Consider the following 24,532-nt stretch of genomic DNA (forward strand, 5'->3'; position numbering starts at 1 on the left):
TAAATTAACGATTATATCCTGTTTTATTCTAAATCTATTATATCAGATAAACATTTTAATAATACTTCTAAAATAAATCACTTAAGCAAAAATAGCTAATATCATCATATTAGCTATTTTTCTAAAATCACCGATAAATCTCCCGACCTTTATCATCTGGGATACCAGACATTCGATAAAAATAAGTATTAACTTGGTCTCGCCAATTTCTGGCATTTTCCAGTTGACGCTCTAAACGATCGGCAACATTATCATAAGTTGCTTCATCAACTTGCCCCTTTAAAGATTTCCAGCTTATGGTATAAGATTTAACGCGTTCAAAACCTTCAAAATGTTGATCATAAATAGTTTGAATCAATGTCTTTCCATTATGCAAAAGATGACCATATTCAACATAATGGAAAAAGAGTAGAATTTCATCCGGAGTTTTGCTTTTATCTTCAAAAACCTTGGCTACTTCTGGAGCATAAAGACTAGCATAGCCAGTTCCTGTCGCAGTCGTTCGATCAATACCCAGACCGTTGCGGTCAGCAAAATGATAAGCGCCCCAACGATCATACTCATAACCATTGATTGAAGGCCCGTAGTGATAATGTGGCACCATCATTGAGCCCACAGCAAGCGGGGCGTTGTAGAGTTCATAAGTTTGATTAGAATCAATCAGGAGTTCATAAATCTCTTTTTGGACCTCTGCTTTTACCTCTGGAAAAGTCAATGCAAGCCATTCTTGCAAAATCTCAGCGGCAGACAAATCATTGCTCCAACACATGCGGCCAAAACCATAGAAATTGGCTTGGGCTAGTTTATTGCCGCACCAATTTTCGTCCATTCCCACATTGCCAATGGCAACAAAACCTGAGTTTGTCGCTATAGGAGAATTAGCTCTTATCGTATCCTTTGGCTGACCATAGTTATCAAAATGAATCATTTCCAACCATTGAGGAAGAGCATAGTTCAGGTCAATTTGATGCCCAAGATATTCGGCTGTGATTTGAAATTCCATTAGTTGATTAGTCTTTTTAAGTGCCCCAAACAAGGGCATCAAGGGTTCTCTCACTCCAAAATCAATAGGTCCAAACTTAATCTGTAAAATCACATTGTCAGAAAAATCACCATCAAGAGGCATGAAGTTTTCATAAGCTGCCTTAGCTCGGTCATTTTTACGATTCCGCCAATCAGTCTGAGAATTATATACAAAAGTTCGCCAAATGACAAGTCCATTATATTTTTCAAAAGCTTTCGCTAGCATATTGGCCCCGTCAGCATGATTTCGACCATATTGATAAGGACCAGGTTCACCCTCAGAATCTGCCTTAACGACAAAACCACCAAAATCGGGAATGACTTCATAGATATGGTCAATGGTTTGTTGCCACCATGTATATACATTTTCATCCAAGGGGTCTGACGTTTTTAGCTCACCAATCAATTTTGGTGCTGCCCAATTAATGGCTAAGAAAGTCTTTAGACCAAAAGTAGCAAAAAGTTTAGCAATTTCCCCTACTTTCTCGATGTAAGGTGAGACAATCAAACTTGTTCCTAATCCTCGAACATTTACATTATTAAGCGAAATCGCATTAATTCCAATTGAAGCAAGAAAGCGAGCATACATTTTCAAGCGCGTGAAATCATTGCGAAAGATGTCTGTTCCAATATCTTTTACAGCAAAAGAACCTGTGTCTGTATTGTCATTTGAACCAAAGCGACCAAAGAAAATAGACTCACCAGCATAGCCACGCTCAATAGTTCCATCCACTTGATCCCAATGATTAATCATTCGCAAAGATTGAGCAGGTGCTGATTTTTCAGATAAGTTGGCTCCTGACAGCTTTAAGCGCAAATAAGCATAAAATCCATAAAGCAAACCAACTGACGAAGCGCCAATAATCTCATTTTCTTTGACCTCATAAGCTTCCAAGTTATCATCTAGCTTACTATTTACTGACAAGACCACTGTTGCTTCTGACTTTTCTCCTGTCAGCTGACAACCTAACCATTCACAGATTTCTGAGCGCAAGCGAATCGTAATTTTATCCTCATACTCCAGATTCACATAGAAAATCTCATTGGTCAGTCGTTTTTTCAGTATTGAAGACTGCAACCACATTTCATCTATCGCCATTTCTTATCCCTTTCCATTTGACCAATAAGTTCAACTTCCACCAAAACCTGTTTTCGCTCGCTTATCACGTGAATAATAAATATAAGCTTCATCATTAAGTTGAGCACCCAATAATTCGGGAATGCTCTTAAAAGTAAAATTTTCTTCCTCAAGATAATCTAAAATTTCTGGTAAAGCCAAAACATCGGCTTCTTGAAAATCATGCATCAAGACGATATCCCCATCTTTAGCTTTATGGATAGCTTCAACACATTTTGCTGGATTTCCATGGTCCCAACTCATCGTATCCAAAGACCAACAGATAAGCGGACGTTGAATGATGGCTAAGGTATGAGCATCACAATCCCCAAAAGGTGGACGAACAAAGTCAAGTTTCTCCCCTGTCAGTTCATAAAAAAGGTCATCTGTTTTGTTAAGTTCTGACAAGATTTCTTTATCTGATAAGTCGGTCAAATGACGATGATGATAAGTATGATTCCCGAAAGCGAAAAGTTCATTTTCTGCCGCTACTTTTAGAATTTCAGGATATTCTGCCATATGCTCACCCCATATCATGAAAGTTGCTGGAATTTTTCGATTAGTCAGTTCATCAAGCACCCGAACTGTTCTTATTCCCCAAGGTCCGTCATCAAAAGTTAAGGCAATTTCTTTTGTCATTATTTTCTCCATTTTTATGACCAATCTTTTTGATAATTTCCTGACAAAGCAAGAAGAGCAAAAAAGTAGAGGAGATTATCATAATAACGATACTTGCCTGTTCTAAGATTCAAATTCCAGAAGTATTTGAGATATTTCAAAGCTAAAGTGGAATCAAACTCATTGGTGACAAGTGAGGCTTGAGCTAAAGTTGACCATAGACCAATCGGATGATGGACTTTTAGAGGTGGAAATCCTTCCGCGGTCTGTTCTTCTTTCCTTAAAGGCTGGCCATTTATTTTAAAAACAGGAATTTCTTTATCACTATTAAGATATATTTCAAAGAATTTTTGAATATTTAAAGCAATCTGACTTTGTCCAATATCTTTGTGCTCCCAAATCCAGTCCAACCCAATATTAGCAGCCGTTCGATAAGCATCACTAAAGAAAGTCCAGTGACCATCAATATCATAGGGTTTTCCATCATAATCCGCATATTCTGGCGTAAGTCCAGTTTTAGCATTTGCTGATTTGAGCCAATACTTTCGTGCTTCTTCCTCAGCCTTCAGAAAAAAAGCTGAATCTTCTGGATTACCATATTTGGCATAAAGCTGATAAAAATGCGGTAAATGATATGATGGATCAGTCATCTGGCGATTAGCAACAAACTTAATATAGGTGTTTTTTGGTTCAAACATGGGATATCCATCCTGATTTTCCCCTTTATGAACCATGGCATGAAGTAAAGCTCTTGCTTCATCCCCGTATTCTTTGATTTTCCATCTCTTTTCAGCCAGCAATAGTGCTGCTGCAAAATATTCTTCACCATCTGGTGCTGGACCGTCACTATTGGGATGACCATCTAGTCCACAAGACCAGATAAAATAGCCTTCATTTTCATGTCCCGTGGGAAGCGTCATATAGCTTTTCACCCACTTCCATAACCTAGAAAACATTTCAGGTTTATCTAACTGTAAAGCAATCATCATCCCATAAGACATTCCTTCTGTTCTGACATCATCATTGCCTGTATCGACAATATAAGCCTTGTCTTCTTCTTCAAAATAGAGACGTTCAGGAGAATCTTGTCCAAAGAGAATTTCAAAGACTTTCTCTACTTTCTTGTCAATGGCTTCTTTTGAAGCGACTTTTAATAATAAGTTTTTCATCTTAACCTTTGACGCCTCCTGCTGTTCCTCCACCGACAATAAAACGAGAGAGAATCAGATAAACAATAATAATGGGCGCAATCGTAATCGAAAGACCAGAGTACACTGCTCCCCATTCAACCGTATGACCTCCAGCCCCTAAAGCTGTCATTGTTTGTACCATCATTGGTAAGGTATAGAGATTTTTGTCAGAAATCAGCATCAAAGGCATTAAAAAGTTATTCCAACTAAAGACAAAACCAAAAATTGCCATTGTTGCTAGACCCGGTTTCATCATTGGCAACATTACAGAATGAAAAATCTTAAGCTCACTCGCCCCATCAAGTCGAGCCGAATCTGCATAATCCTTATTGTAGACTGTTCCCATATACTCTACTAAGAAAAATATCGAAGCAGGCGCACACATTCCCGGTAAAATCAAGGGAATATAATTATCCAAAAGATTAAGCTGAATCATAAATTGATAGAAACCGACCATTGAAACTTGACCAGGAATCATAATCAAAGCAATTACAAAAGCATAAACCAAGCGTTTTGCTTTAAAATCATAAGCGACTAAAGCATAAGCCGCCAGTGCCGAACAATAAACCGACAAGACCGTTGAAACCACAGCGATAAAAGCCGAGTTAAACATTCCATGTCCTAAGTTAAAATCATAACTTAACAAAACGTTGATATTATGTCCTAACGAACTCCCCGGTAAGAGAGAAACTCCAGTATTAAGCTGAACTACCGAACGTGTTGAATCTGCCAGCATGATTGCAAAAGGCAAGAGACTCAAAAGTGTCAAAATACCAAAACAGATATAAATCAAAGTACGTCTGGCTCTTAGTGAACCTGTATAGCTTTTATTCATCAATCTTTACCTCCTACCAAATCCTTATTGCTTGTCCGTTCACGGAAGAAACGGAAAAGAGCAATAGAAACAATCGCCGCGATAATCAACAGAATCACTGATGCTGCTGCCGCAATTCCATAATTTCGGTATTGAAAGGCCTGATTGTAGATAAACATAGCAAGCGTATAAGTTGAATTTTGTGGACCACCTGAACCAGAAGATAAAAGATAAGGAATATCAAACACTTGTAAGCCACCAACAAAGCTGGTTACAAATGTGTACATGACAATCGGACGCAATAAAGGTAAGGTAATCTTTCTAAAAATCTGTCCGTCAGAAGCTCCATCTATCCGTGCCGCTTCAAACAAAGCATCATCAATCGAGGAAATCCCAGCGACAAGTACTATCGCCGTTGAACCATACCACATCCAAAATTGTAAGAAGATGATAATGCTTCTTGTCCCCCAAATAGACTGGAAGAAATTGAATGGATGACTGATAATATGCAGATTTGTGAGCAAAAGATTGGCTGGACCATTTGGATAACCAAAAATCCCCAAAAAGAGCGCCGCAATAGAAGCTGCCATAATCATATTTGGCAGATAAAAAACTGTTTTCCAAAAGCTATTACCTTTTAGATTGAGCTTCCGATTAGTCCACCAAGCAGCAAGAATCAGAGCCATTAATATTTGTGGTACAAAATTCATTCCCCACAAAAGTAAAGTGTTTTGAATACTCGTGATAAACAAAGGAGTATTCTTTAAAAGTGTAGAAAAGTTTCCTAAACCAACATTTGTGGCCTCGGAAAAAGTTTGAAAACCATTCATACTCGTAAAGCTAATCGTAATCGAGTAAATAATTGGATAAAGTTGAAAGACGATAAATCCAACGAAAAAGGGAATTAAAAAGTAGTAACCAAAACGGTTGTACCTTTCAAAAAGTTTTTTCTTGGATGACTTTTTTTTGGTGTTTTCCATATCACCCTCCTCTAAAAAATAAAAGGGAAATTGAATAATGTTATTCACTCATCAGAAACTTAATTCCATTAAAAAATGGTAATAGCTTCAACTTAAAGCGAATATCTTTATTTATTTCCCTTATGTTTTATAATTAGTCAACGCTCAAAGCTGGATAAGCTGACTTCACATCGTTTTTGAAGTTTTTTAAAGCCTTATCCTTTGTAATCTTACCATTGGCATAAGGGTTAACAACATCATTAATCCAGAGGGATTGGATGTTTTGGTCATATTGCGTTTGATTTTTACCGTTAATATTTTTAGCAACGTTAGAGAAGATTGGATAGGGATTTTGTCCACCAAGCAGTGAAACAGAAGCGTCTTTACCTACTGTATCATTTACAGTTTTGACAGAAACAAAGTCATTTTGCGTTTTTGCTTCCCATGTTTGGAATGTTTTATCTGTGCTCAAATAAACTGAAAGGGCAGAGGCTGCATCAGAATTTTTTGCTCCCTTAACACCAGCTAACCAAGTTCCACCCCAAGAGTAAGAAACTGGTCCGGCAGTCACGCGCCAATCTCCCGCAGTACCTTTAGAGTAGTCTTTCAACCAATAGAAAAGTCCCCAAGATGGCAAAGCGTAAGTTCCGATTGTGTTATTTGACATTCCTGCGAACCAATCGGCAGATTGAGCAGTTGTATTTTGAGTCAAACCTTTAGAAACGAAATCTTTCATCAGGTCCAGTGAATCCGTCATTGTACTGTCGATTTTCAATTTATTGTCTTTGACCCAACCCGTTTTACGCGCTCCAATAACTGGATTGTAAATTTCTTCAAGTGAGCTAAAGAGATAAGCTTTTCCACCTGATTTATCCTTGATTGTTTGAGCAGTTTTTTCGATTTGTGACCAACTTGAAAGTGCCGCTTGAGCTGCTTTTGTATCGCTTGGTGCAATTCCTAGATATTTTTGGAAAACATTGGTGTTGTAATAATAAGCTCCTGGAGCTGCTTGATAAGAAATAGCTACTTGTTGACCCTTAGCATTTTTACCTATGTCTAATGTATATTTATAGTTGTCTTTGGCAGCTGATGATACCCCATAAGATGCGAGGTCAGTTAATTTGCCAGACTCTACATATTTTTCAACGAAACCTGCATCAAGTGCAACCATGTCAGGTCCTTTACTTGTTCCGATGACTTGGTCAAGTTTAGTTTGAAAGTCGGCATAAGGAATGACAACTTGCTTGATTGTTAGATTTGGTTTAAGTTTCTTCAACTCATCAATCTGTGGTTGTTCAGTCGTGAAAGTCCAAAGTGTGATTGTTTGCTTTTTGTTCAAATTAGCACTTGCATCACTTGATTTAGTTCCACTTGCAGATTTTCCACATGCCGCTAATGATACAACGGCAAGAGCGCCTGCGGCAACCAAAGCAAAGCTTTTCCAATTTTTTGCGAGATTCATTTTATTTTCTCCTATTATTATTTTTTTCAATTTTTAATTCAAAGGGGGAGGCTGGATATCCCTCCTCATTCCAAATAAAAGCTTGCGGAGCATTGCTCCAGTTATACCTGATTTTTGCATCAGCATTAAGCGATAGTTTTTCAGGGACTTCTAAAATGATTTGTTCCCCAACCTGACGACAGTTTTTCAATTTATAACTATATCCTCCTTGAAAAAGTTCAAAAGCCTTATTCTTCTCAATACTAAATTCTTTTCCAAAAGTATCAAATAAAAGGATAATAGCATTCTTCTGAGTTTGTACAGCGCCCTTGGCAAGCGGCCCTGTACAATAACCATTTGGGAATAATTCAACATTGTCATAAGCGTCTAATAGCTTATGAGCGATATCTTTTTTATTTAGTGGATGTAGGTCATCATCTTCTCCATCTCCGATTGTCACGACCATCGCTGTTCGTGATATCTTGAGCCCTTCTTTTTGTTCCTCACGAAGTCCCGCCCAATCTGCCTCTTTTTCAGTCTCACAGTTTGGCAATTGAACATAGAGAAAAGGTAAATTTGGTTGCTTAAAGAGTATTCGCCAACTTTCGATTAATTCACGAAAACGAGTCCCATAAGTCTTTGGCTGACCAGCATCACTTTCACCTTGATACCAGAGAATCGCTACAAACTTTAACTTTTGCAAAGGTGCAATCATGCCATTATATAAACCAGTTGGTTCATAATTAATAAAGTATGCCTTATGACGTTCGGGCAATGTACTGCTTCGCCTAATTTTCCAGCCATGATTTAAATCTAGATACTTCTCTCCAACTAAGAGAATATGAGGTTTGCTAGAAGTGATTCCACCAGGAGCATTATAAACTTTAAGGCGAATTGCAATCGTAAGATTTTTTATTAGTTTAGATATTTTGTAATTCCTAGGTGGATACTTGTAATCCGTACTACCAACCTTCTTGCCATTGACATAGATAACATCAGCATCAGTCATTGTTCCAAGTCGTAATTCCCCCTCCATTCCAACAAATTCTTCTGGAAGTTCAAGTTTTTTTCTCAACCATAGCACACCTGGAAAAGTATAGTCTGCATTCCAAGTTTCACTCAAAGAAATTTCAGCCCAGTCACTATCATCTAAGCTTGGCTTTTGCCAAGATTGATAGAATCCTTTATCCGTTTCTTCGCAAAGCTTCTGATAATTATCTTGATAGAGCTTATCAAGCTCTTGAATTTCTTTTAGATATTCCCTATTTTTCAAAGCATTGTAAGATAGTGGAAGAGAATTAAGTTTGGTTAAAGACTCTTCACTCAACCAAGCATTAAGTGGAGTCCCACCGACTGCTGTTGTAACCAAGCCAATTGGTACATTATCTTTTGAAAACTTTTCTTTAGCAAAAAATAATCCTATCCCTGACAAATTCTTTAAATCTTCGCCAATTGCTCTTTTCCATTTTCCCGATGATAATTCCGTTTGAATTTTATCAAAAGTTGGCTCTTCTGGCACCTCAAAATAACGAATCAAAGGATTGTTGGCTTGCTCTATTTCCTCAGGATAGCGCGTTTTAAGACGTTCCATCCATAGTTGCATATTGGATTGACCCCCAAGCAGGAAAACATCGCCAAAACAAATATCTTTAAGAACAATTTCTGCATCGTCGGTTGAAATTTTAATTTCAATACCCTCACTTGCTTCGTGTGCTGGAAGAATAAAATCAAAATAACCTTTCTCATCAGATCTAGTTTTTAATAGTATCTCTTCATAAAATAATGTGACTTCTTGACCTGAAATCGCATGACCCCAGAAATGGTTCTCTTGATTTCTTTGTAAGATTGAACCGTTCCTGAGAAGATATGGAATAAAGATAGATGATTTCATGGATTATCTCTTTCATTTAATACAAAACTTGGATATGTGTTTTTATCTAATAGATAATATAGCGCTTTCATTATTTATTTTCTGATTTTTCTTGCGATTGGGAGTGGGAAATGTTGTGTTTGGAGTTTAATTATTTTGGAATTTTTATTGATTAACGTAAACAATAACTTAGAAATAAACCCAAAGAGAGCAAATTAATTTTTGCTCTTTTTTTAATCAAATATTTTATTGCTGATTTCCTATAGTAAATAGCTAAGCTATATAATAGTTTATTAAAAGCAATTATATTTTACAGTTTCAAAAAGGATATCAAGTGTTAGTTTTATGCTAAAATAAATTAAAACAACTCCTTTGTGAGGCTTCCTATGACCACTGCCTTAAAACGTATTTTTTCTGATAAAACCTTTTTATTTACTTTCGCTCTAGCGCTTCTTTCTTTAATTTTTGGGACGGTCAGAGCTTCTGATATTGATTTAAAAACCATTTTGGCTCTGTTGAGTTTGATTATTCTCATTTCTATTTTTGAAATTCTTGGTATTTTAAAATATTTTGCGGCCTTTATTATTGAAAAATGTCAAAACTTGAGACAAGTGGCTTTAGTAGTGCTGCTCTTGTCTTTCTTTGGTTCAATGTTTTTTACGAATGATGTGGCAATTTTAACTTTAGTTCCAATTGTTTTTAATATTGACCGAAAGGTGAAGTTACCTAAAATTGTCTTGATTAGTTTGATGACAATTTATGCCAACTTAGGCAGTGCTATTACACCTATTGGAAATCCTCAAAATTTGTATTTGGTTTCTTATTACCACTTAAAACTTTTAGACTTTTTCAAACTGTCCTTACCTTTAGGATTGGTCAGCTTATTGACTTTATTTTTATGTGCCTTCTTATTTTCAAAGAGAGCTGTCAGTCAGCTAGAAAACAAGGCTTTTTCCATCAAAAAACAAGAGCTTTACTTGTTAGGATTCACGACCCTAATTGTACTTTTTGGGGTTTTAGCTTTAATTCCTGTTTGGATTTCTTTAATCGCAAGCTTGGTCTGTGCTTATCTTATTGATAAAAAAGTTTATAAGCAAATTGATTACGGAATCATCTTAACTTTTATTAACTTCTTTATTATCGTTGGTGCACTTGGGCGTATTCCTTTGATTCATGATTGGCTTCGTCAGTTGATGAGCACTGACATTTCTATTTTCTTTGCCTCACTCTTGTCTAGTCAGGTCATCAGCAATGTTCCTGCTGTTGTCTTATTGTCAAAATTTACCGGACAACTTTCTCCTTTATACTTAGGAGTGACAATCGGTGGTTTAGGAACACTCGTAGCTTCTTTGGCTAACTTGCTAGCCTTAAGGCAATATCAATTGAGTGTTAAAGACCAATCTGCATTGAAATTTTTCGGCGTATTTACTCTTCTAAACGTTCTCTACCTATCGATTTTCATTGTGATTGGACTTTTATTTCTTAAATAAATATAAAAAAATCAAACCATTTTCTGATTTGATTTTTTTTATTAATAGTGTGCCGTAGAGTTTAACAACTTTATTTTTGCTTTTTTATTTTCTACTTCTAAAATGCTCAATGATGTCGAGCTAAGATCCATCTCACCATAAAATTCTTTGTTGTTTAATAAGAGAGAAATCAGCATTCTAATCGTTATTCGATGAGAAACAATTGCGATTTTGCCTGAACGCTCCCTGAGTCCTTCTTCTTTGATAAAAACTTTCAGTCTAGCTTCTAGTTGGGCAAATGATTCACCATCTTTAGATGGAAAGTAATTAAAGGGATGGTTAAAGAAATTATTCCATTCTAAAGGAGCAATCTTTTCAATTTCTTGATAGGTTTTTCCTTCCCAGGCGCCCATAGCGATTTCACCTAGCAAATCTGATGAAGTTTTCTTTTCATTTCCAAATATTAGTTGAGAAGTTTCCAGAGCTCTAGGACTTGTACTTGAGTATATATGATCAAAATAGTGTTTATTCAGCTCTTTGCCTAATGACACAGCTTGCTCAACTCCTTCAACTGTCAAATCAGAATTGAGCGATCCTTGCATCTTCTTTTCAAGATTCCACTTTGTTTGTCCATGTCGTATTAAATAAATTTCTAGCATTTTTTATCACCTCAAAAATTATTTTAGTAAAATAAATAGCTTTTTAAAAATACATTATAATTAAGTAGATATAAGTAAAGGTTATAAATAAGGCTATCAAACGTATTCTGTTAAAAGACCTTCAAAAACAAAGCATTAAAAAAGCATAATAGACAGGCTCTATCATGATTTTTATCTGGACAATCTAAACTTACAATAATTTCATTTTTGTAAAATCATCAACTTTTCAATTGTCTGAAGAACGCCACTCTCTTCATTTGATTTTGTAATAAAATCAGCTTTTTCTTTTACGATATCAAAAGCATTATTTACGGCAAAACTACATCCAGCAGCCTCTAATAGTTCAATATCATTTAGTCCATCACCAAAGGCAATAGTTTCTTCTTTAGTTACCCCAAGAATCTTTTGTAATTCTTGAACAGTAGTTCCTTTGTGAACATTATAGTTGGAAATATCAATCCAAGCTGCTTCTGATGCCACGATATAGGCCTGACTTTCAAAGTTTGATAATTGTTTGACATTTTCAAAAGCTCTCAGTTTTTGATCAAAGACTGTAATTTTTACAAAGTCTTCTTCAATATCTTGTAAATTTGCTTGGGTCTTAACAAGAGCGTATGATTTTTTTACCTTTTGAGTATCCTCTTCTGACACTGTTGACTTGATGTAAGCAGCTGTTGGCGTACAAGCAATAATAATGTGATCTGACGCTATTTCTTCTAATTTTTCTACAATTTGAATACCTAATTTGTTTGGCAATAATGACTCATAAATATACTTTCCTTTGTGTTTAATACGAGTTGCACTATCACCCAATATCCAAATGTTATCAGAAATATCGGTATCAAATAGTTCTTCAACTCGCTCACATTGCTTACCAGTACAGGGAGCAAAAGCAATATTATTTTGGTCCATTATCGTCTTTATCTTTTCATAGTAAGTTTGGTCAAAACTGCCATTTTTATTTAAGAAAGTTCCGTCTAAATCTGTGAGTACAAGTTTAATCATATTATTATCCTTCTTTGACTTTTTATCTTGCTTTAATTATTAGCACTTCTTTGTTCAAGTAATTACTCTGTGATAGATATTATATAAAATCTCTCCACTTCATTTTAAGACAGTAAATCAAGTAGAAAACTATTTTTATTTCTACTTAGATAATTATAATGTGATATCAGCTTGGTGAGGGCTCTATAATCATGCTTATATAGGAGGTCAAAATTACAGTCATTCATTATAATTTAAATCATTTACTCTTAATTTTACTGCCTTAGAATGAAGTGGTACTTCTCTAACTTACCACTCCAAAGATTTCTTTAACCCAATTCATCAATTAAAGAATTAATCGTAGAGATTACTCCGTTTTCGTCATTTGATGGAGCTTGATATTTTGCTACCAAAGTAGCTTGTTCTCCCGCATTTCCCATTGAATAACTATAGCCCGCTAGCTCTAACATTTCTAAGTCATTATTGCTATCACCAAAAGCAAGTAATTGCTCGGGTTTAATCTCCCATTGATTCAATAATTGACTAAGTGTATTCCCTTTATTTATATTGTTTGCAATTAAATCAACACTTTCGTGGCCACTATATACTGCTTTTAATTTAGAATCGTTATTTGAGTTCATCATCTCAATAAGCGAAAAAGCATTTTTATCATCTAAATGAAGTGCAATTTTTACCCATTCATCGTCGGGAAGTTGCTGAAAAGAATCAATTTCTTTTAATTTAAAATAATATTTTGCTGCATTATCCTTAAACTCATCAGTTCCTGTTTTGAGTATGTATGCAGATTCTACTCCACATAGAATAATATCAACTCCATAAGATGTATTTTCTAAAACTCTCAATACCTCCTGAATAATTGAATTTCCAATGGTATTTTTAATTAATAAGTTTCCATTTTCAAAAACTAATCCACCATTCTCTGAGACAAATGTAATTTCTCGCCAAATTTCTGGAAAAAATGAGCTTATTTGGGCATATTGATTTCCACTTGCTACAACAAAATTTACACCTTTATTTTTTAATTTATTGAATAGTTCGAGAAATTCTTCTCTATTATAGTCGTTACTAGAGTTAAGGAATGTTCCATCCATGTCTACAGCGATTGTTTTAATCATATATTTTACCTATGATTTCTTCTATTAAATACATCTTTAGTCTTATTTTTCTTTTATTTTCATTTGATATTCTTGCTTTTTCTTGTTCCAATATTGCTTATCATCTTGATTGATGACTCGGATGAGTCGAGCGGGATTCCCTCCGACAATCGAATTAGATGGAACATCTTTGGTGACAACTGCACCCGCAGCAATGATTGAATTTCTACCCACGGTCACACCAGGAAGTATTGTAGCACTGCCACCAATCCATACATTATCTTCAATAGTGATTGGTAAACCAAATTCAAGCTCTTCTATCCGAATTTCTGCATCTATTGGATGACCTGCCGTGTAAAAACTGACACGTGGCCCTACCATTACATTATCCCCGATAATTATTTTATTAACGTCTAGGAAAATACAATCCATATTTGCATAGAAATTATTGCCAATCTCCACATGTCTTCCATAATCGACTTGGAATGGTGGCGTCACATAGAGGTTATTTCCCGTTTTTCCGAAAACTTGTCGCTCTAATGCAACTATTGTTTCTGTTTGTTCAATAGGAGTATTATTGATTTTTTGGACTATTTTTTTTCCATGTATTGATTTGTTTTCTGGTAATATATTTCCGGCAATATATAAATCACCTGCTAGCATTTGTTTGTAGTCAAAATCTTCTTTCAAATAGAATCACCCCTCTCTATTATTTATTAGCTATTTTCGTTTAGTGGAGTAGTCAGTTCAATCAAGTTTCCTTCAGGATCTTGTATTACGGCTTCATAATAACCATCTCCGGTAGTTCGAGGTCCATTGAGCAAAGGATATCCATCTTTTACAAACCTCTCAGCATATTTATCTACAGCTTGCTTATCACCAACTGCAATCGCAATATGAGCATATCCTAAGCTTTCAGCAATTCTATTTGATAAGAATTTCTTTGTTGTTACTTCCATTCGGCTGCCAGACTCAAATGTTAAAAAGTATGACTTGAAACTTGTTTTTTTATTATGATATAAATCACTTGATGTCACATTAAAATACTTTTCATAAAAAGTTTTTATTTTTTCAATATCCTCGGCATAAATTGCTACATGTTCGATATACATTTTAATTCTCCATTTTCTATTTAATACTTATTTTTAACCAACTCGACTCAATTCAACAAATAATTTGCATTCCTCCACTTTCAGTCTAAACTGTGCTTAGATATTCTATATTAACAGCACCAATAATCCTCTATATATTAAGCGATTCATTTCATTCCCCTTTATATCGTAATTTATAAGTTGTATAGCACATCAAAAATAATCCACAGAAAAATAATGACAGTATCATAATATACATAGGAACTAATACACTGCCTTCTTTAAAATCAATTATTTTTGAAAGATTGTTCCATACGATAGGTGCCGCATAAGAACTCAATATTGTGGTCATTGTTATTAATGAGTTAACTTTAGTTAACTGGTATTCTTCTACTTGTTGATTGACTTGTAGAACAATCGTTGGGCCAGTAAATGAATAAACAAAATTAAAAAGAACGGCGAAAATAAATATCATCATCCATGAGTATGAATTAATCATCCCAAATACACTTAAAGCAGCCAATAAAAATCCAATTGGTAGCAAAAATAGTTTAAATTTTTTATACATGAGCCCAAATGATAAGCCTGCTAACATTCCAGCAATATTCATTACTCCTAAAATCAAACCAGCTTTTTCTGACGATACTATTCCTCTTTCATAAAGAAATGTTGGTATCTTTAATTGAACTCCCCAGATAATAAGAAAAGTCACAAAAGATAGTATCAGATATTTAATCGTTGAATGACTTAAACTTTTTGTTGATTTTTTATCTTTTATTTTATCTATGTGAACTTCAGGAACCAGTAGCCAGACTAATAAGGCAACAATCCCTAACCACAAGTACGTAAAGAAAGTATATTGCCAATTCATTTTAGCTAGCCATCCACTAAAGAATAATAGAATAGAGTTCCCAAATGCTCCAACCCCCATTTGTACTCCTAATAAGTTTGCTCTTTCCGAACCTTTATACAGGATAGAAATTAAGGTTATCGCATGTGGTGAATACATCCCTACACCCAGTCCAAGTATAATGCGAGAGATAAAAAATACAGGATAATCATTATTGAAAAATGGGATAACTCCAGCTATCATCCCTATAACAAGTCCAGAGAGGATTGTTTTTTTTAGTCCAAATTTCTCTACAAGTTTATTATTAAATAGGATTGTTAACAAGGCACTAAGACTAGAAATTGTAACCAGCGTTTCAATTCTTGATATACTAATTCCTGGATAATGTTTTAAAATTAGTGGTATAATAGTTGTAATGGCGGTGATTGCTCCTGTTACTATCGATAATGAGAGCACGCCAATTTTTTTAAACATACTTTATTAACAACCTTTCTTAAGTTGGTTATATTATATCCTTTTTATTAGAATTAGTAAAGCGTTTTTATTTTAAAAAAATATTGTAGAAGGAGAATTATGAAAGCCTATAAACCTAAAAATATCAAAGAACACAATAAAGAACTGATTTCAGACTATATTAAAAACTCTCAATTACCACTTACAATTCGTCAAATATCTGAGGGAACTCAACTCAGTGTTGTTACAATTAATAAACTTATTTTAGAACTTATTGAAAATAGTACTATTAAGGCACTTGAAAAACATGCTAAGACGGGAGGCCGTTTTGCAACGGCTTACGAATTTAATGCTACTAAAGAATTAATACTAATCATTCAATTTATTGAAAATGGTGATAATCTAGTCGTAAATTATCACATTGTTGACCTGCTTGGACAGGTTATCGAAGAAAAAAGTCTAAGTACAAATAACTTAGAGGAGCTTCTCGATAATATTAATCATTTTAGAAGAGTTTATCCTCAGATTGTTTTAATTACTTGTGGTATTACAGGTGTTGAGATTGATGGTGAATTACGAATTATGGATTTTCTACCACTAAGGAATATTAATCTAGCACAAGAAATCAAAGATTCGACTCATATCGAAACAATTATCGAAAATGATATTAATGCTGCTACATTAGGCTACTCTTCAAATGATGATGAAGTTCTCTCAGGTATCTATTTCCCTGAAAAATTCCCACCAGGTTCTTCTTTGATCATAAATCAGACAATCTTTAAAGGAAGTAATAATATCAGTGGAGAAATAAAATATCTTCCTAGTTTTAAGAATGTTAAATATCCTTTGAGTCAACAAGAAATTTCTTTAAAAGTATTCGATTCTATTCAAACGATTATCGCGATGTATGCCCCGCATAAATTGATAATATTCATTCCTAAAGTTTGGGAGAATATTTTGGATTTAGAAAAAATCAAAAATGAACTTAAAGAGATTTTCCCTAAGGGTACTCTCCCTCAAATTGAAATTTCCTCTGACTTCTCTAGTTTATATCTTGCTGGTTTAATCAAGTTGTCCTTGAAAAATTATTAAAATATTGATGATGAAATTTTGAATTTGCTATATAAAAAAACATTAGGATTTTCCTAATGTTTTTACTTTTTATAAAATTATTGGACTTTGTCTATTTTACTTTTCATCATCCGTTGATATCTATTTATTTTGCTCAGCAAATAATTTACCCATTTGTTTCAGTAATTTTGGCGCATCTTCTTTTTCCAAAACTAGTTCTATCCAATACATTCTACTGACATCTGCTTGGGCTTCTTTCATGACAGACACAAATTCATTCTCTGTTCTAACAATTTTTGATACTACACGATCTTCTGTTGCTCCAAATGTTTCTGGTAATTTCAAGTAATTCCACATTGGAATATCGTTATAACTTTGAGTAGGTCCGTGGATTTCTCTTTCAACTGTATAACCATCATTATTTATGATAAAACAAATTGGATTGAGTTTTTCTCTGATTGATAGTCCTAATTCTTGTACGGTAAGTTGAAGTGAACCATCACCAATAAATAAAAGGTGTCTGCTCTCTTTATCCGCAATTTGGCTTCCTAAAGCCGCTGGAAAAGTATATCCAATAGAACCCCATAAAGGTTGTCCAATAAAACGACTATTTGATTTTAAGAAAATTGTTGAAGCTCCAAAAAATGACGTTCCTTGTTCAGCAACGATTGTTTCATTGCTTTGAGTCAAACTTTCAACTGCCTGCCATAGACGGTCTTGTGATAAGGGAGCACTTGATGGAATAAATTCTTCATATTGCTTATCAATATATTGTCCTTCATATTCTATCCCTTTTAATTCTGATAAAGAAGAAACCACTGCTCTAAAATCAAAATCTTCTACCACTTTATTGAAAATTATTCCTTCATCTATGTTTAGTGAAATCATTTTATTTTCATCTAAATGATGTGTGAATGCACCTGTTGAGGAGTCCGTAAGCTTCACTCCAAGCATTAGGATAAAGTCTGCGGACTCCACAAAATTTTTAAGACTGATTTCTGAAAGTTTCCCGTTATATATTCCTAAAAATGAGGGCAAAGATTCATCAACAGCACTTTTACCAAAATTTAGTGTCGTAATCGGTAGTTTTGTTTCTGAAACAAACTGAGTTACCGTTTTTTCTAAGCCAAAACTAATTACTTCGTGTCCTGCAATCACTACTGGTTTTTGGGCATTTTTCAAACTTTCTTCAATCTTACTCAAAATCACTTGTTCAGTTGTATTCGTTGTAGAGCTTTCTTTTTCTAAAGGTAATGCAGGCTTCTCTGCTTTTGCTGCAGCAACATCGACTGGTAAGTTAAAATAGACTGGTTTTCTTTCTTTTAGTAATTGAGAAAGTACTCGGTCAATTTCAAATGTGGCATTTTCTGCTGTCAGTAAAGTCCGCGCTGTTGTAACAGGTTCATGCATCTTCATAAAGTGTTTAAAATCACCATCTGCTAGTGTATGATGGACAAATTTTCCGTCATTTTGAACTTTTGAAGTTGGTGAACCAACAATTTCTACTACTGGTAAATTTTCGGCATAACTTCCTGCCAGTCCATTGATTGCACTCAATTCGCCGACTCCAAATGTGGTGAGAAATGCGGCAGCTTTTTTAGTACGAGCATAACCATCAGCCATATAAGAAGCATTTAATTCATTAGCATTTCCAATCCATTTCATATCTTCGCGTGAAATAATTTGATCTAAAAATTGTAAGTTATAGTCACCAGGAACTCCAAAAATTTCTTCAATTCCCAACTCGTGTAATCGGTCTAACAGGTAATCTCCTACTGTATACATCACATTCCTCCATATTTTATATTTGATTTAGTCAACTAACTTGACATTTAAAGAATAACTCTTTCTTCTAAATAAGTCAACGATATTGACTTATCTAAATTATAAAGTATAATATATTAATAAAAGGAGTTAGCCATGACTAAAGAAAACCAAGAAATAGATGATGACTTAAATTTTACTAGAGATTTAGCTTTATTTTACTTCGGATACCGAGCATTTATAAAACAAGAGGATAACCTTGTACTTTCTTACGGAATTCGTCAGGTACATCGCCGAATTATCTTTTTTATCGGCAGACTTCCTGGTTTAACTGTTAATGAATTACTTGAAGTTCTTGATATTTCTAAGCAGGCTTTGAATGGTCCGATGAATGAACTTAAAGAAAAAGAATTAGTTTATGTCAAATCAAATGAAAATGATAAGAGAATCAAGCAGCTTTATCTGACCGAACAGGGCGCCATGTTAGATAAACGTATGAATGAAAATCAAATAAAAAAAATGAGACAATATTTTGATGAATCTGGCGATAAAACTGGCACTTTCTGGAGTAAAGTAATGGAATTATACGCCGATGAAATTGGTGAAAAATACGTCAATCGTTTATAAATTCTCAATCATCTGTCAGCTTCTTATTCAAAAGTTACTGACAGAAAATAGGTGCAGACATAGACTTTAAGATTTACAAGTAGCTCATCTTTGACTTCTGAAATATTCACAATTAAAAAAATAATTTTCAAAAATATAGGACTATCAGAATTATTGAATTATAATCTTTTTTGCAAATACACTCCCCTGTTTATGAGAAATTGACTTATAAAGAGGAGATATTCATTTATTAATCACACCTGAAAGCCAGAAATAGGAATCCAATGAATACACATCAATTAGAAATTTTTTATCATGTCGCCAAATTTCAATCAGTATCCAAAGCGGCGGAAGCTCTTTATATCAGTCAACCAGCTGTCAGTAGTCAAATTAAAAAGCTTGAGTCCGCCTATGGAGTTCATCTGATTGAAAAAAATGGTCAGGGAATTCAGCTAACAGCTCTAGGTCTTCAACTGTATGAGATTATTCGTTCTTTCTTTGAGAGTTCCATAATTTCAGCGGAATCGCTCTTAAAGAATTCTGCTGTCCTTCGAGTTTCAGGAAATTTTTTAATGACACATTTTGTGATTCCGCAAATTTTTGAGCAGGAAAATGATGCAACTCATTTTGGTCAGCTGATTATCAAGAGTACTTCTTCTTTCAATGCTCTGACAGAATTAAAAAATGGTTATTGTGATTTAGCACTTATCAGTACTTCTAGTCGGCCAATTCTGTCAGCTGATATTTTGGTCAAAAAAATTTTTGATGATGAGATTATTTCTGTCAGTAAAAAGCCGATAGAAAGCAATGTCACTTCACTTATCGTCAGTAAAAGTAAAATGGATGTTTACAAGATTTTAGAGAAAAATAATCCCTTGTTTTCCAATTTGCCTTATACTGCTGTTGAATCTACACAAGATGCAATCTCAAATATTGACATCAATAAAAATAGTGCAACTTTCATTTCTGCACGGTTTCTTAAATATTTTGAAAAAGATTATCAATACAGCTATACAGGTGTAAAAAATAGTATTTATGCCCTCTACAAGTCAAATAATTTTCATACTGATGAGATTTTAGAACTTATTGACGAGATGAAAACTCATACTAAGTAAATCAAATAAATAAAAAAAACAACCAATGCCAGCATTGGTTGTTTTTTTATGAGGAAAATGGTCATTTGCACGATTAGATATAACGTGTCAAGAAGTTCAAAATATTAGGCCAAACGTCATCAATATATGCTTCACCATGACGTGAGCCACTAAGAAGACAGGTTTCCACTGGAATTTGTTGATGTCGTAGTAGTTCTGCTAACCTTTGATGTTCATAAGCAGGAACAATCTCATTCATTGAGTTACAAAGAAGTCCAGGACCACTTTTTCCGGTGACTTTAGAAAAAATAGAAGCCTTTTCCAAATTATCGTCATTTATCGAATCCAATAAATTTTCGATGATCCACTTATAGTAAGCATTATTAGCCCCCTCTTGGTCAATCTTCTGACTTGGTAATTTTGGGTCAATGATTAATTGCTTAGGAATCGTTTTCTCATGATTTTCATAAAATCCTTTTAAGTCTAAAAGTCCTGATAGGCTGACAAATGGTCGACCTTTTGTCAATCCCAAAAAACTAGCTAAATGTCCACCGGTAGACCCTCCGATAAAAGCGATATTATCTTCTTGGAAGGCTGGGATATTTTTAATAAGCCAAGTGTAGGCAGTTTCAACATCTTCATTTTGAGTAGGAAAAAGATTTTTAGATTGTAAGGCCAGCCGGTAATTCACGGCTGCAACCTGATAACCTTCCACAGTTAGTCGGTAGGCCACCTCTTTTTCTTTGCCCTTATCTCCTTGCCACCAGCCCCCACCATGAATCAAGATCAGCGTTTTGCTATTCCATTCTTCTGGTTCATAGAGGTCAATGGCTTGTAAATTATCTTCTCCATAAGTAAAAGTTTTCATTTTTTCCTCCTGACTACATTTTCTTTCTCATCAACTATCATAAGACCTTCTCAAGGTTGGTTTGAGAAGGTCTATTTGTTTCATCAGTAATTTTGTAAATAGATTATTTGCTCAATTTGAAATACAAATCAGCAATATTACCTACAAATTCGTAAGGTTTTTCATCGATAATAACTTCAACTACTTTTGCGGAATCATCAATTGCCGGAATTTCAAGATTTTGTTGGCGGACAAAATCATTGGCATCAATAAATTCTTTGTTCAATGTGCGACCATCTAAAGTTTTAAATGTAATTTTCATTTTATCACCTCTTCCAAACTTAATTATAAATCAAAAACAGTATGGCGTCAATTAATTACGATACAATAATACAATATGAAAAATATTACACCACAGAAAATCTATTTAATTATCTATTATTTTTAAAATCGGCCTGAACTGCACCGATTTTGGCCTAAAGAGATTAGTTTGAAATAAAAACTAGGACCTTGTCCTAGTTTATTTTCTTTAGCGGGTAATCTGAGGATTAGTGAAAATATCTGATGAATCATCACTTGGCGAAGAAAACTCAGAGATAATTGCCCCGTCCTCACCAGCTTGAAACCAGTGGAGCGTATTTGGAGCAATCGTAAATTGTTCTCCTTCTTTAAGAATGATTTCATGCCTTGCGCTGTACCATTCTTTATTTTTTTCTGGAAGTTTGGCACTGATTTCATCTACATTTGGTGCTCCTGTCACATAAAGATAAACCAGTCCTTTTCGGACACGGAAAGTTTCTTCTTTTCCTTCTATCTCTTGATTTCTTCCACGACGTGGATGTTGATGTTCAGGACAAGTTTGTCCTGCCAAAAGAACCATTTCCTTGGCGCAATAACGGTCATTATTAATATAGATAATCAGATTTAAGCCTTCTTCTTTAATATTATTTAAACCAAAATCGGCGTATTCTATATTATCTAGTTCTTCTCTTGTAAAAGCTATATTTGAATCTTGAAAAGCTTTTCTAACACTTTCTTCGTATTCCATCTTTTCTCCTTAAGAAATTTTGAGGTCTTTAAAATCAATTTCCTCTTCTTCTTTCTCTTCAAATTCAACCATTTCATTCGGATTAACTGGTTTCATGATAATAATAAAAGTAAGAGCTTGAACGACAGAACCGATGACAAGGGCAAGAATAAAAAGTAGGCCATGATTTCCCGTCATGGTTGGGACCGCAAACATTCCCGAAGCAGGAATGTGGCTATCACATCCCCAAAACATGGATAATGCTCCAAAGACTCCACCACCAATCCCTGTTGCAATCATATTTTTCAACCAATTTTTAAATACAATCGGAAAACAACCTTCAGTAATTTGACAAAATCCCATAGGTATAGCCGATTTTAAAGTTTCAATATCTTGTTTGTCAAAAACATTCTTTTTGAATATTTTTTGAAGAATTAAAGTAAATCCATAGCCAAATGGCGTAATCATTGAAGCACCTATCAGCACGGTGAGAGGACCATAAATTCCTTCAGAAAACATAGTAAAGACGACGGCAAATACTGTTTTATTGATTGGACCACCGTAATCAATAGATGATAGTACGCCAATAATTAAACCGTAGATTAAAAGTTGTGAAGAATCAAGATTCATCAAATAACTTGTTAAAATTTTGACCAAGTAATTGATTGGCGTTCCAAGAATATAAAACATAACCATTCCGCCAAGAAAAGAGGAAACAAAAGGTACAATTAGTGTAGGCATCAAGCCTTCCATCCATTTTGGTACTTTGACATTTTGGTAAAAAAGTAAGGTAATGATCCCGACCACAAAACCTGAAGCAATCCCTCCAATGAAACCTGTATTGATTCCGTGAGCAACAAAACCGACAATCAAACCAGGAGCAATCCCCGGCTTATCAGCAATTGAATAGGCAATTGCTGTTGAGACAATCATGGGTAGAAAGCCAAGACCATATCCTCCCATCGTTGACATGGTATCAGCAAAAGTAAAGGCCTTTGAAAAATCATTAATGCTTTCGCCTCCCATGATATTACCAATGGCCAATAGAAAACCAGCTGCACAAATAACAGGCAGAAAAAAGGAAATGGCTGTCATTAAATGCCTTTTAAAACCTAGTGTTTTTAAAGCGTCCATCTTTAAGCTCCTTGATTTATTTCTTCTAATTTTTCAATTAACTTATTTGGCGATTTTACAACTAAACTTGTTGGTACTTCAACTACTTTTTTACCTTTAAATCGTTCACGACCACTTATTTTGATGTCAGCTGCGATAATTACAACATCCGATTCCGCAATTTCTTTAGGGTCAAGTTTATTTTGAACACCAGCTAACCCTTGTGTTTCAATATGAATTTCATGCCCATGGTCAATTCCTGATTGAGTCAATTTTTCTTTGGCAATATAGGTATGGGCAATACCGGCTGTGCAGGCTGCAATTCCAACGATTTTCATAATAGAATCCTCACTTTCAATAAGTAATCGCTTACTTTTGTCGTTTTTAGTTTTCCCTTTGATAGATTTTACCAAAGGGAACTTTTTTTTGATTTGACAGATTGATAATAATTTATTGGAAATAATATTTGGCTTTATCAACTGCTCCGAAGAGCTTGTTTTTGTGATGGACAACTTTTTCAGTTTCTCTCATAGGTTCTGGAAAAAGAACATTTGGTTCACGTTTTTCAGAATTTCCATCATTTAATTCTTCTCTTAACTTTTCAGCAAAGACAATTTTAATATCAGATGAAATATTTACTTTATTTATTCCATGTGTCACCGCCGCTTTAATTTCAGAATCTAAATTATTTGATGCACCATGAAGTACTAAAGGAATTCCAGTTTCTTTAACGATTTCTTCCAAAACGTCAATAGCCAATTTTGGTTGTAATCCTTTTGGATAGAGACCATGAGAGGTACCAATTCCTACCGCTAGTGAATCGCAGCCAGTGCGCTCAACAAATTCCTTGGCCTGCTCAGGAGCGGTGTAGATTCCTTCTTGATTTCCTCCTTCAACATTGTTACCCGTGTTTCCAATTGTCCCCAGTTCTGCTTCGACCGAGACCCCTACAGAGTGTGCTGCTTCGACAACTTTTTTGGTAATTGCAATATTTTCTTCAAATGGGGCCAATGATTTATCAATCATGACAGATGTCATTCCGAGTTGAATTGAGTGAATCACTTGCTCATAGCTTCCTCCATGGTCCAAATGAATAGCAATTGGTAATTTGGTCTTATTTGCTGCATCAATACATGAAGCAACAAAATTATCTTCCAAAAAACTTAACTCATCTGGATGAATTGCAATGATAAAAGGGCTTTGATCTTCCTCACATGCTTTTAAAGTCGCATTTAACAGCGGACCTGAGCCACAATTATAGGCTGGAATTGCGAAATTCTTTTCTTTTGCGACTGCGAGTAGTTCTTTTCCTGTTACTAAAACCATTTGGGTCTCCTTTATAAAAATATATTTTAAG

24 protein-coding genes are annotated in these 24,532 nt (G+C 34.6%); 4 read left to right on the forward strand and 20 right to left on the reverse strand.

The features are described from left to right. Positions 1-127: 127 nt before the first annotated feature. The 7 genes from KW2_RS06280 to KW2_RS06310 form a co-directional block, all read right to left on the reverse strand. The gene (locus KW2_RS06280; RefSeq protein ID WP_021037321.1) at positions 128-2,122 is read right to left on the reverse strand and encodes a glycoside hydrolase GH67 family; all 1,995 of its coding nucleotides are present in this window, start codon (positions 2,120-2,122) and stop codon (positions 128-130) included. Positions 2,123-2,152: 30 nt separating this feature from the next. Then, positions 2,153-2,779 carry a polysaccharide deacetylase family protein gene (locus tag KW2_RS06285; RefSeq protein ID WP_021037322.1) on the reverse strand — a complete coding sequence of 209 codons (627 nt, stop codon included), beginning with the start codon at positions 2,777-2,779 and terminating at the stop codon, positions 2,153-2,155. A 14-nt stretch (positions 2,780-2,793) separates the two neighbouring features. Beyond that, on the reverse strand, positions 2,794-3,927 hold the full coding sequence (locus KW2_RS06290) for a family 8 glycosyl hydrolase (protein WP_021037323.1): 1,134 nt from the start codon (positions 3,925-3,927) through the stop codon (positions 2,794-2,796). A 1-nt stretch (position 3,928) separates the two neighbouring features. After that, complete coding sequence (locus KW2_RS06295; RefSeq protein ID WP_021037324.1) at positions 3,929-4,783, reverse strand: carbohydrate ABC transporter permease; 855 nt, start codon at positions 4,781-4,783, stop codon at positions 3,929-3,931. Beyond that, the gene (locus tag KW2_RS06300) at positions 4,783-5,742 is read right to left on the reverse strand and encodes a carbohydrate ABC transporter permease (protein WP_021037325.1); all 960 of its coding nucleotides are present in this window, start codon (positions 5,740-5,742) and stop codon (positions 4,783-4,785) included. Before KW2_RS06300 ends, KW2_RS06295 begins: the two co-directional genes overlap by 1 nt. Positions 5,743-5,875: 133 nt before the next feature. Continuing rightward, entirely contained in the window at positions 5,876-7,183 is a 1,308-nt protein-coding gene (locus KW2_RS06305; protein WP_021037326.1) for an ABC transporter substrate-binding protein, read from the reverse strand. A gap of 1 nt (position 7,184) precedes the next feature. Then, a complete protein-coding gene (locus KW2_RS06310) occupies positions 7,185-9,053 on the reverse strand; it encodes a sialate O-acetylesterase (protein ID WP_021037327.1) in 1,869 nt (622 codons plus the stop codon). Positions 9,054-9,418: 365 nt separating this feature from the next. On the opposite strand from KW2_RS06310, the gene KW2_RS06315 reads away from it, so the two are divergent. Beyond that, a complete protein-coding gene (locus KW2_RS06315; RefSeq protein WP_021037328.1) occupies positions 9,419-10,522 on the forward strand; it encodes an SLC13 family permease in 1,104 nt (367 codons plus the stop codon). Positions 10,523-10,563: 41 nt separating this feature from the next. On the opposite strand, the gene KW2_RS06320 is transcribed toward KW2_RS06315, so the two are convergent. From KW2_RS06320 to KW2_RS06345, 6 genes are all read right to left on the reverse strand, one after another. Continuing rightward, positions 10,564-11,160: a histidine phosphatase family protein gene (locus tag KW2_RS06320; protein WP_021037329.1), complete on the reverse strand. Its 597-nt coding sequence runs from the start codon at positions 11,158-11,160 to the stop codon at positions 10,564-10,566. 201 nt (positions 11,161-11,361) lie between these two features. Then, a complete protein-coding gene (locus KW2_RS06325) occupies positions 11,362-12,165 on the reverse strand; it encodes an HAD family hydrolase (RefSeq protein ID WP_021037330.1) in 804 nt (267 codons plus the stop codon). A gap of 308 nt (positions 12,166-12,473) precedes the next feature. After that, entirely contained in the window at positions 12,474-13,280 is an 807-nt protein-coding gene (locus tag KW2_RS06330; RefSeq protein ID WP_021037331.1) for a Cof-type HAD-IIB family hydrolase, read from the reverse strand. A gap of 42 nt (positions 13,281-13,322) precedes the next feature. Continuing rightward, positions 13,323-13,949 carry a sugar O-acetyltransferase gene (locus tag KW2_RS06335; RefSeq protein ID WP_021037332.1) on the reverse strand — a complete coding sequence of 209 codons (627 nt, stop codon included), beginning with the start codon at positions 13,947-13,949 and terminating at the stop codon, positions 13,323-13,325. 26 nt (positions 13,950-13,975) lie between these two features. Next, the gene (locus tag KW2_RS06340) at positions 13,976-14,371 is read right to left on the reverse strand and encodes a VOC family protein (RefSeq protein ID WP_021037333.1); all 396 of its coding nucleotides are present in this window, start codon (positions 14,369-14,371) and stop codon (positions 13,976-13,978) included. A gap of 151 nt (positions 14,372-14,522) precedes the next feature. Then, positions 14,523-15,674: an MFS transporter gene (locus KW2_RS06345; RefSeq protein ID WP_021037334.1), complete on the reverse strand. Its 1,152-nt coding sequence runs from the start codon at positions 15,672-15,674 to the stop codon at positions 14,523-14,525. 99 nt (positions 15,675-15,773) lie between these two features. Between KW2_RS06345 and KW2_RS06350 the strand changes: the two genes are divergently transcribed. Then, on the forward strand, positions 15,774-16,745 hold the full coding sequence (locus tag KW2_RS06350; protein WP_021037335.1) for an ROK family protein: 972 nt from the start codon (positions 15,774-15,776) through the stop codon (positions 16,743-16,745). 120 nt (positions 16,746-16,865) lie between these two features. On the opposite strand, the gene KW2_RS06355 is transcribed toward KW2_RS06350, so the two are convergent. Further along, complete coding sequence (locus KW2_RS06355) at positions 16,866-18,509, reverse strand: alpha-keto acid decarboxylase family protein (RefSeq protein ID WP_021037336.1); 1,644 nt, start codon at positions 18,507-18,509, stop codon at positions 16,866-16,868. Positions 18,510-18,644: 135 nt separating this feature from the next. Here KW2_RS06355 and KW2_RS06360 point away from each other — a divergent pair, with 135 nt between their 5' ends. Together KW2_RS06360 and KW2_RS06365 are read left to right on the forward strand one after the other, a co-directional pair. Continuing rightward, positions 18,645-19,115, forward strand: coding sequence for a MarR family transcriptional regulator (locus KW2_RS06360; protein ID WP_021037337.1), 471 nt, complete (start codon positions 18,645-18,647; stop codon positions 19,113-19,115). 263 nt (positions 19,116-19,378) lie between these two features. Beyond that, positions 19,379-20,209 (forward strand): LysR family transcriptional regulator, encoded by an 831-nt coding sequence (locus KW2_RS06365; protein WP_021037338.1) that lies wholly within the window; start codon positions 19,379-19,381, stop codon positions 20,207-20,209. Positions 20,210-20,282: 73 nt separating this feature from the next. Here the strand turns inward: KW2_RS06365 and KW2_RS06370 are convergent, their stop codons facing one another. From KW2_RS06370 to KW2_RS06395, 6 genes are all read right to left on the reverse strand, one after another. Further along, positions 20,283-21,056, reverse strand: a complete 774-nt coding sequence (locus KW2_RS06370) for an alpha/beta hydrolase fold domain-containing protein (RefSeq protein WP_021037339.1) — start codon at positions 21,054-21,056, stop codon at positions 20,283-20,285. A gap of 103 nt (positions 21,057-21,159) precedes the next feature. After that, the gene (locus tag KW2_RS06375; RefSeq protein ID WP_021037340.1) at positions 21,160-21,357 is read right to left on the reverse strand and encodes a hypothetical protein; all 198 of its coding nucleotides are present in this window, start codon (positions 21,355-21,357) and stop codon (positions 21,160-21,162) included. A gap of 207 nt (positions 21,358-21,564) precedes the next feature. Further along, positions 21,565-22,083, reverse strand: a complete 519-nt coding sequence (locus KW2_RS06380; RefSeq protein ID WP_021037341.1) for a D-lyxose/D-mannose family sugar isomerase — start codon at positions 22,081-22,083, stop codon at positions 21,565-21,567. A gap of 9 nt (positions 22,084-22,092) precedes the next feature. Then, the gene (locus tag KW2_RS06385) at positions 22,093-23,196 is read right to left on the reverse strand and encodes a PTS fructose transporter subunit IIC (protein WP_021037342.1); all 1,104 of its coding nucleotides are present in this window, start codon (positions 23,194-23,196) and stop codon (positions 22,093-22,095) included. Between the two features lie 2 nt (positions 23,197-23,198). After that, the gene (locus KW2_RS06390; protein WP_021037343.1) at positions 23,199-23,513 is read right to left on the reverse strand and encodes a PTS fructose transporter subunit IIB; all 315 of its coding nucleotides are present in this window, start codon (positions 23,511-23,513) and stop codon (positions 23,199-23,201) included. Positions 23,514-23,625: 112 nt separating this feature from the next. After that, complete coding sequence (locus KW2_RS06395) at positions 23,626-24,501, reverse strand: ketose-bisphosphate aldolase (protein ID WP_021037344.1); 876 nt, start codon at positions 24,499-24,501, stop codon at positions 23,626-23,628. Positions 24,502-24,532 lie beyond the last annotated feature (31 nt).

The organism is Lactococcus cremoris subsp. cremoris KW2 (assembly GCF_000468955.1).
Classification (GTDB): domain Bacteria; phylum Bacillota; class Bacilli; order Lactobacillales; family Streptococcaceae; genus Lactococcus; species Lactococcus cremoris.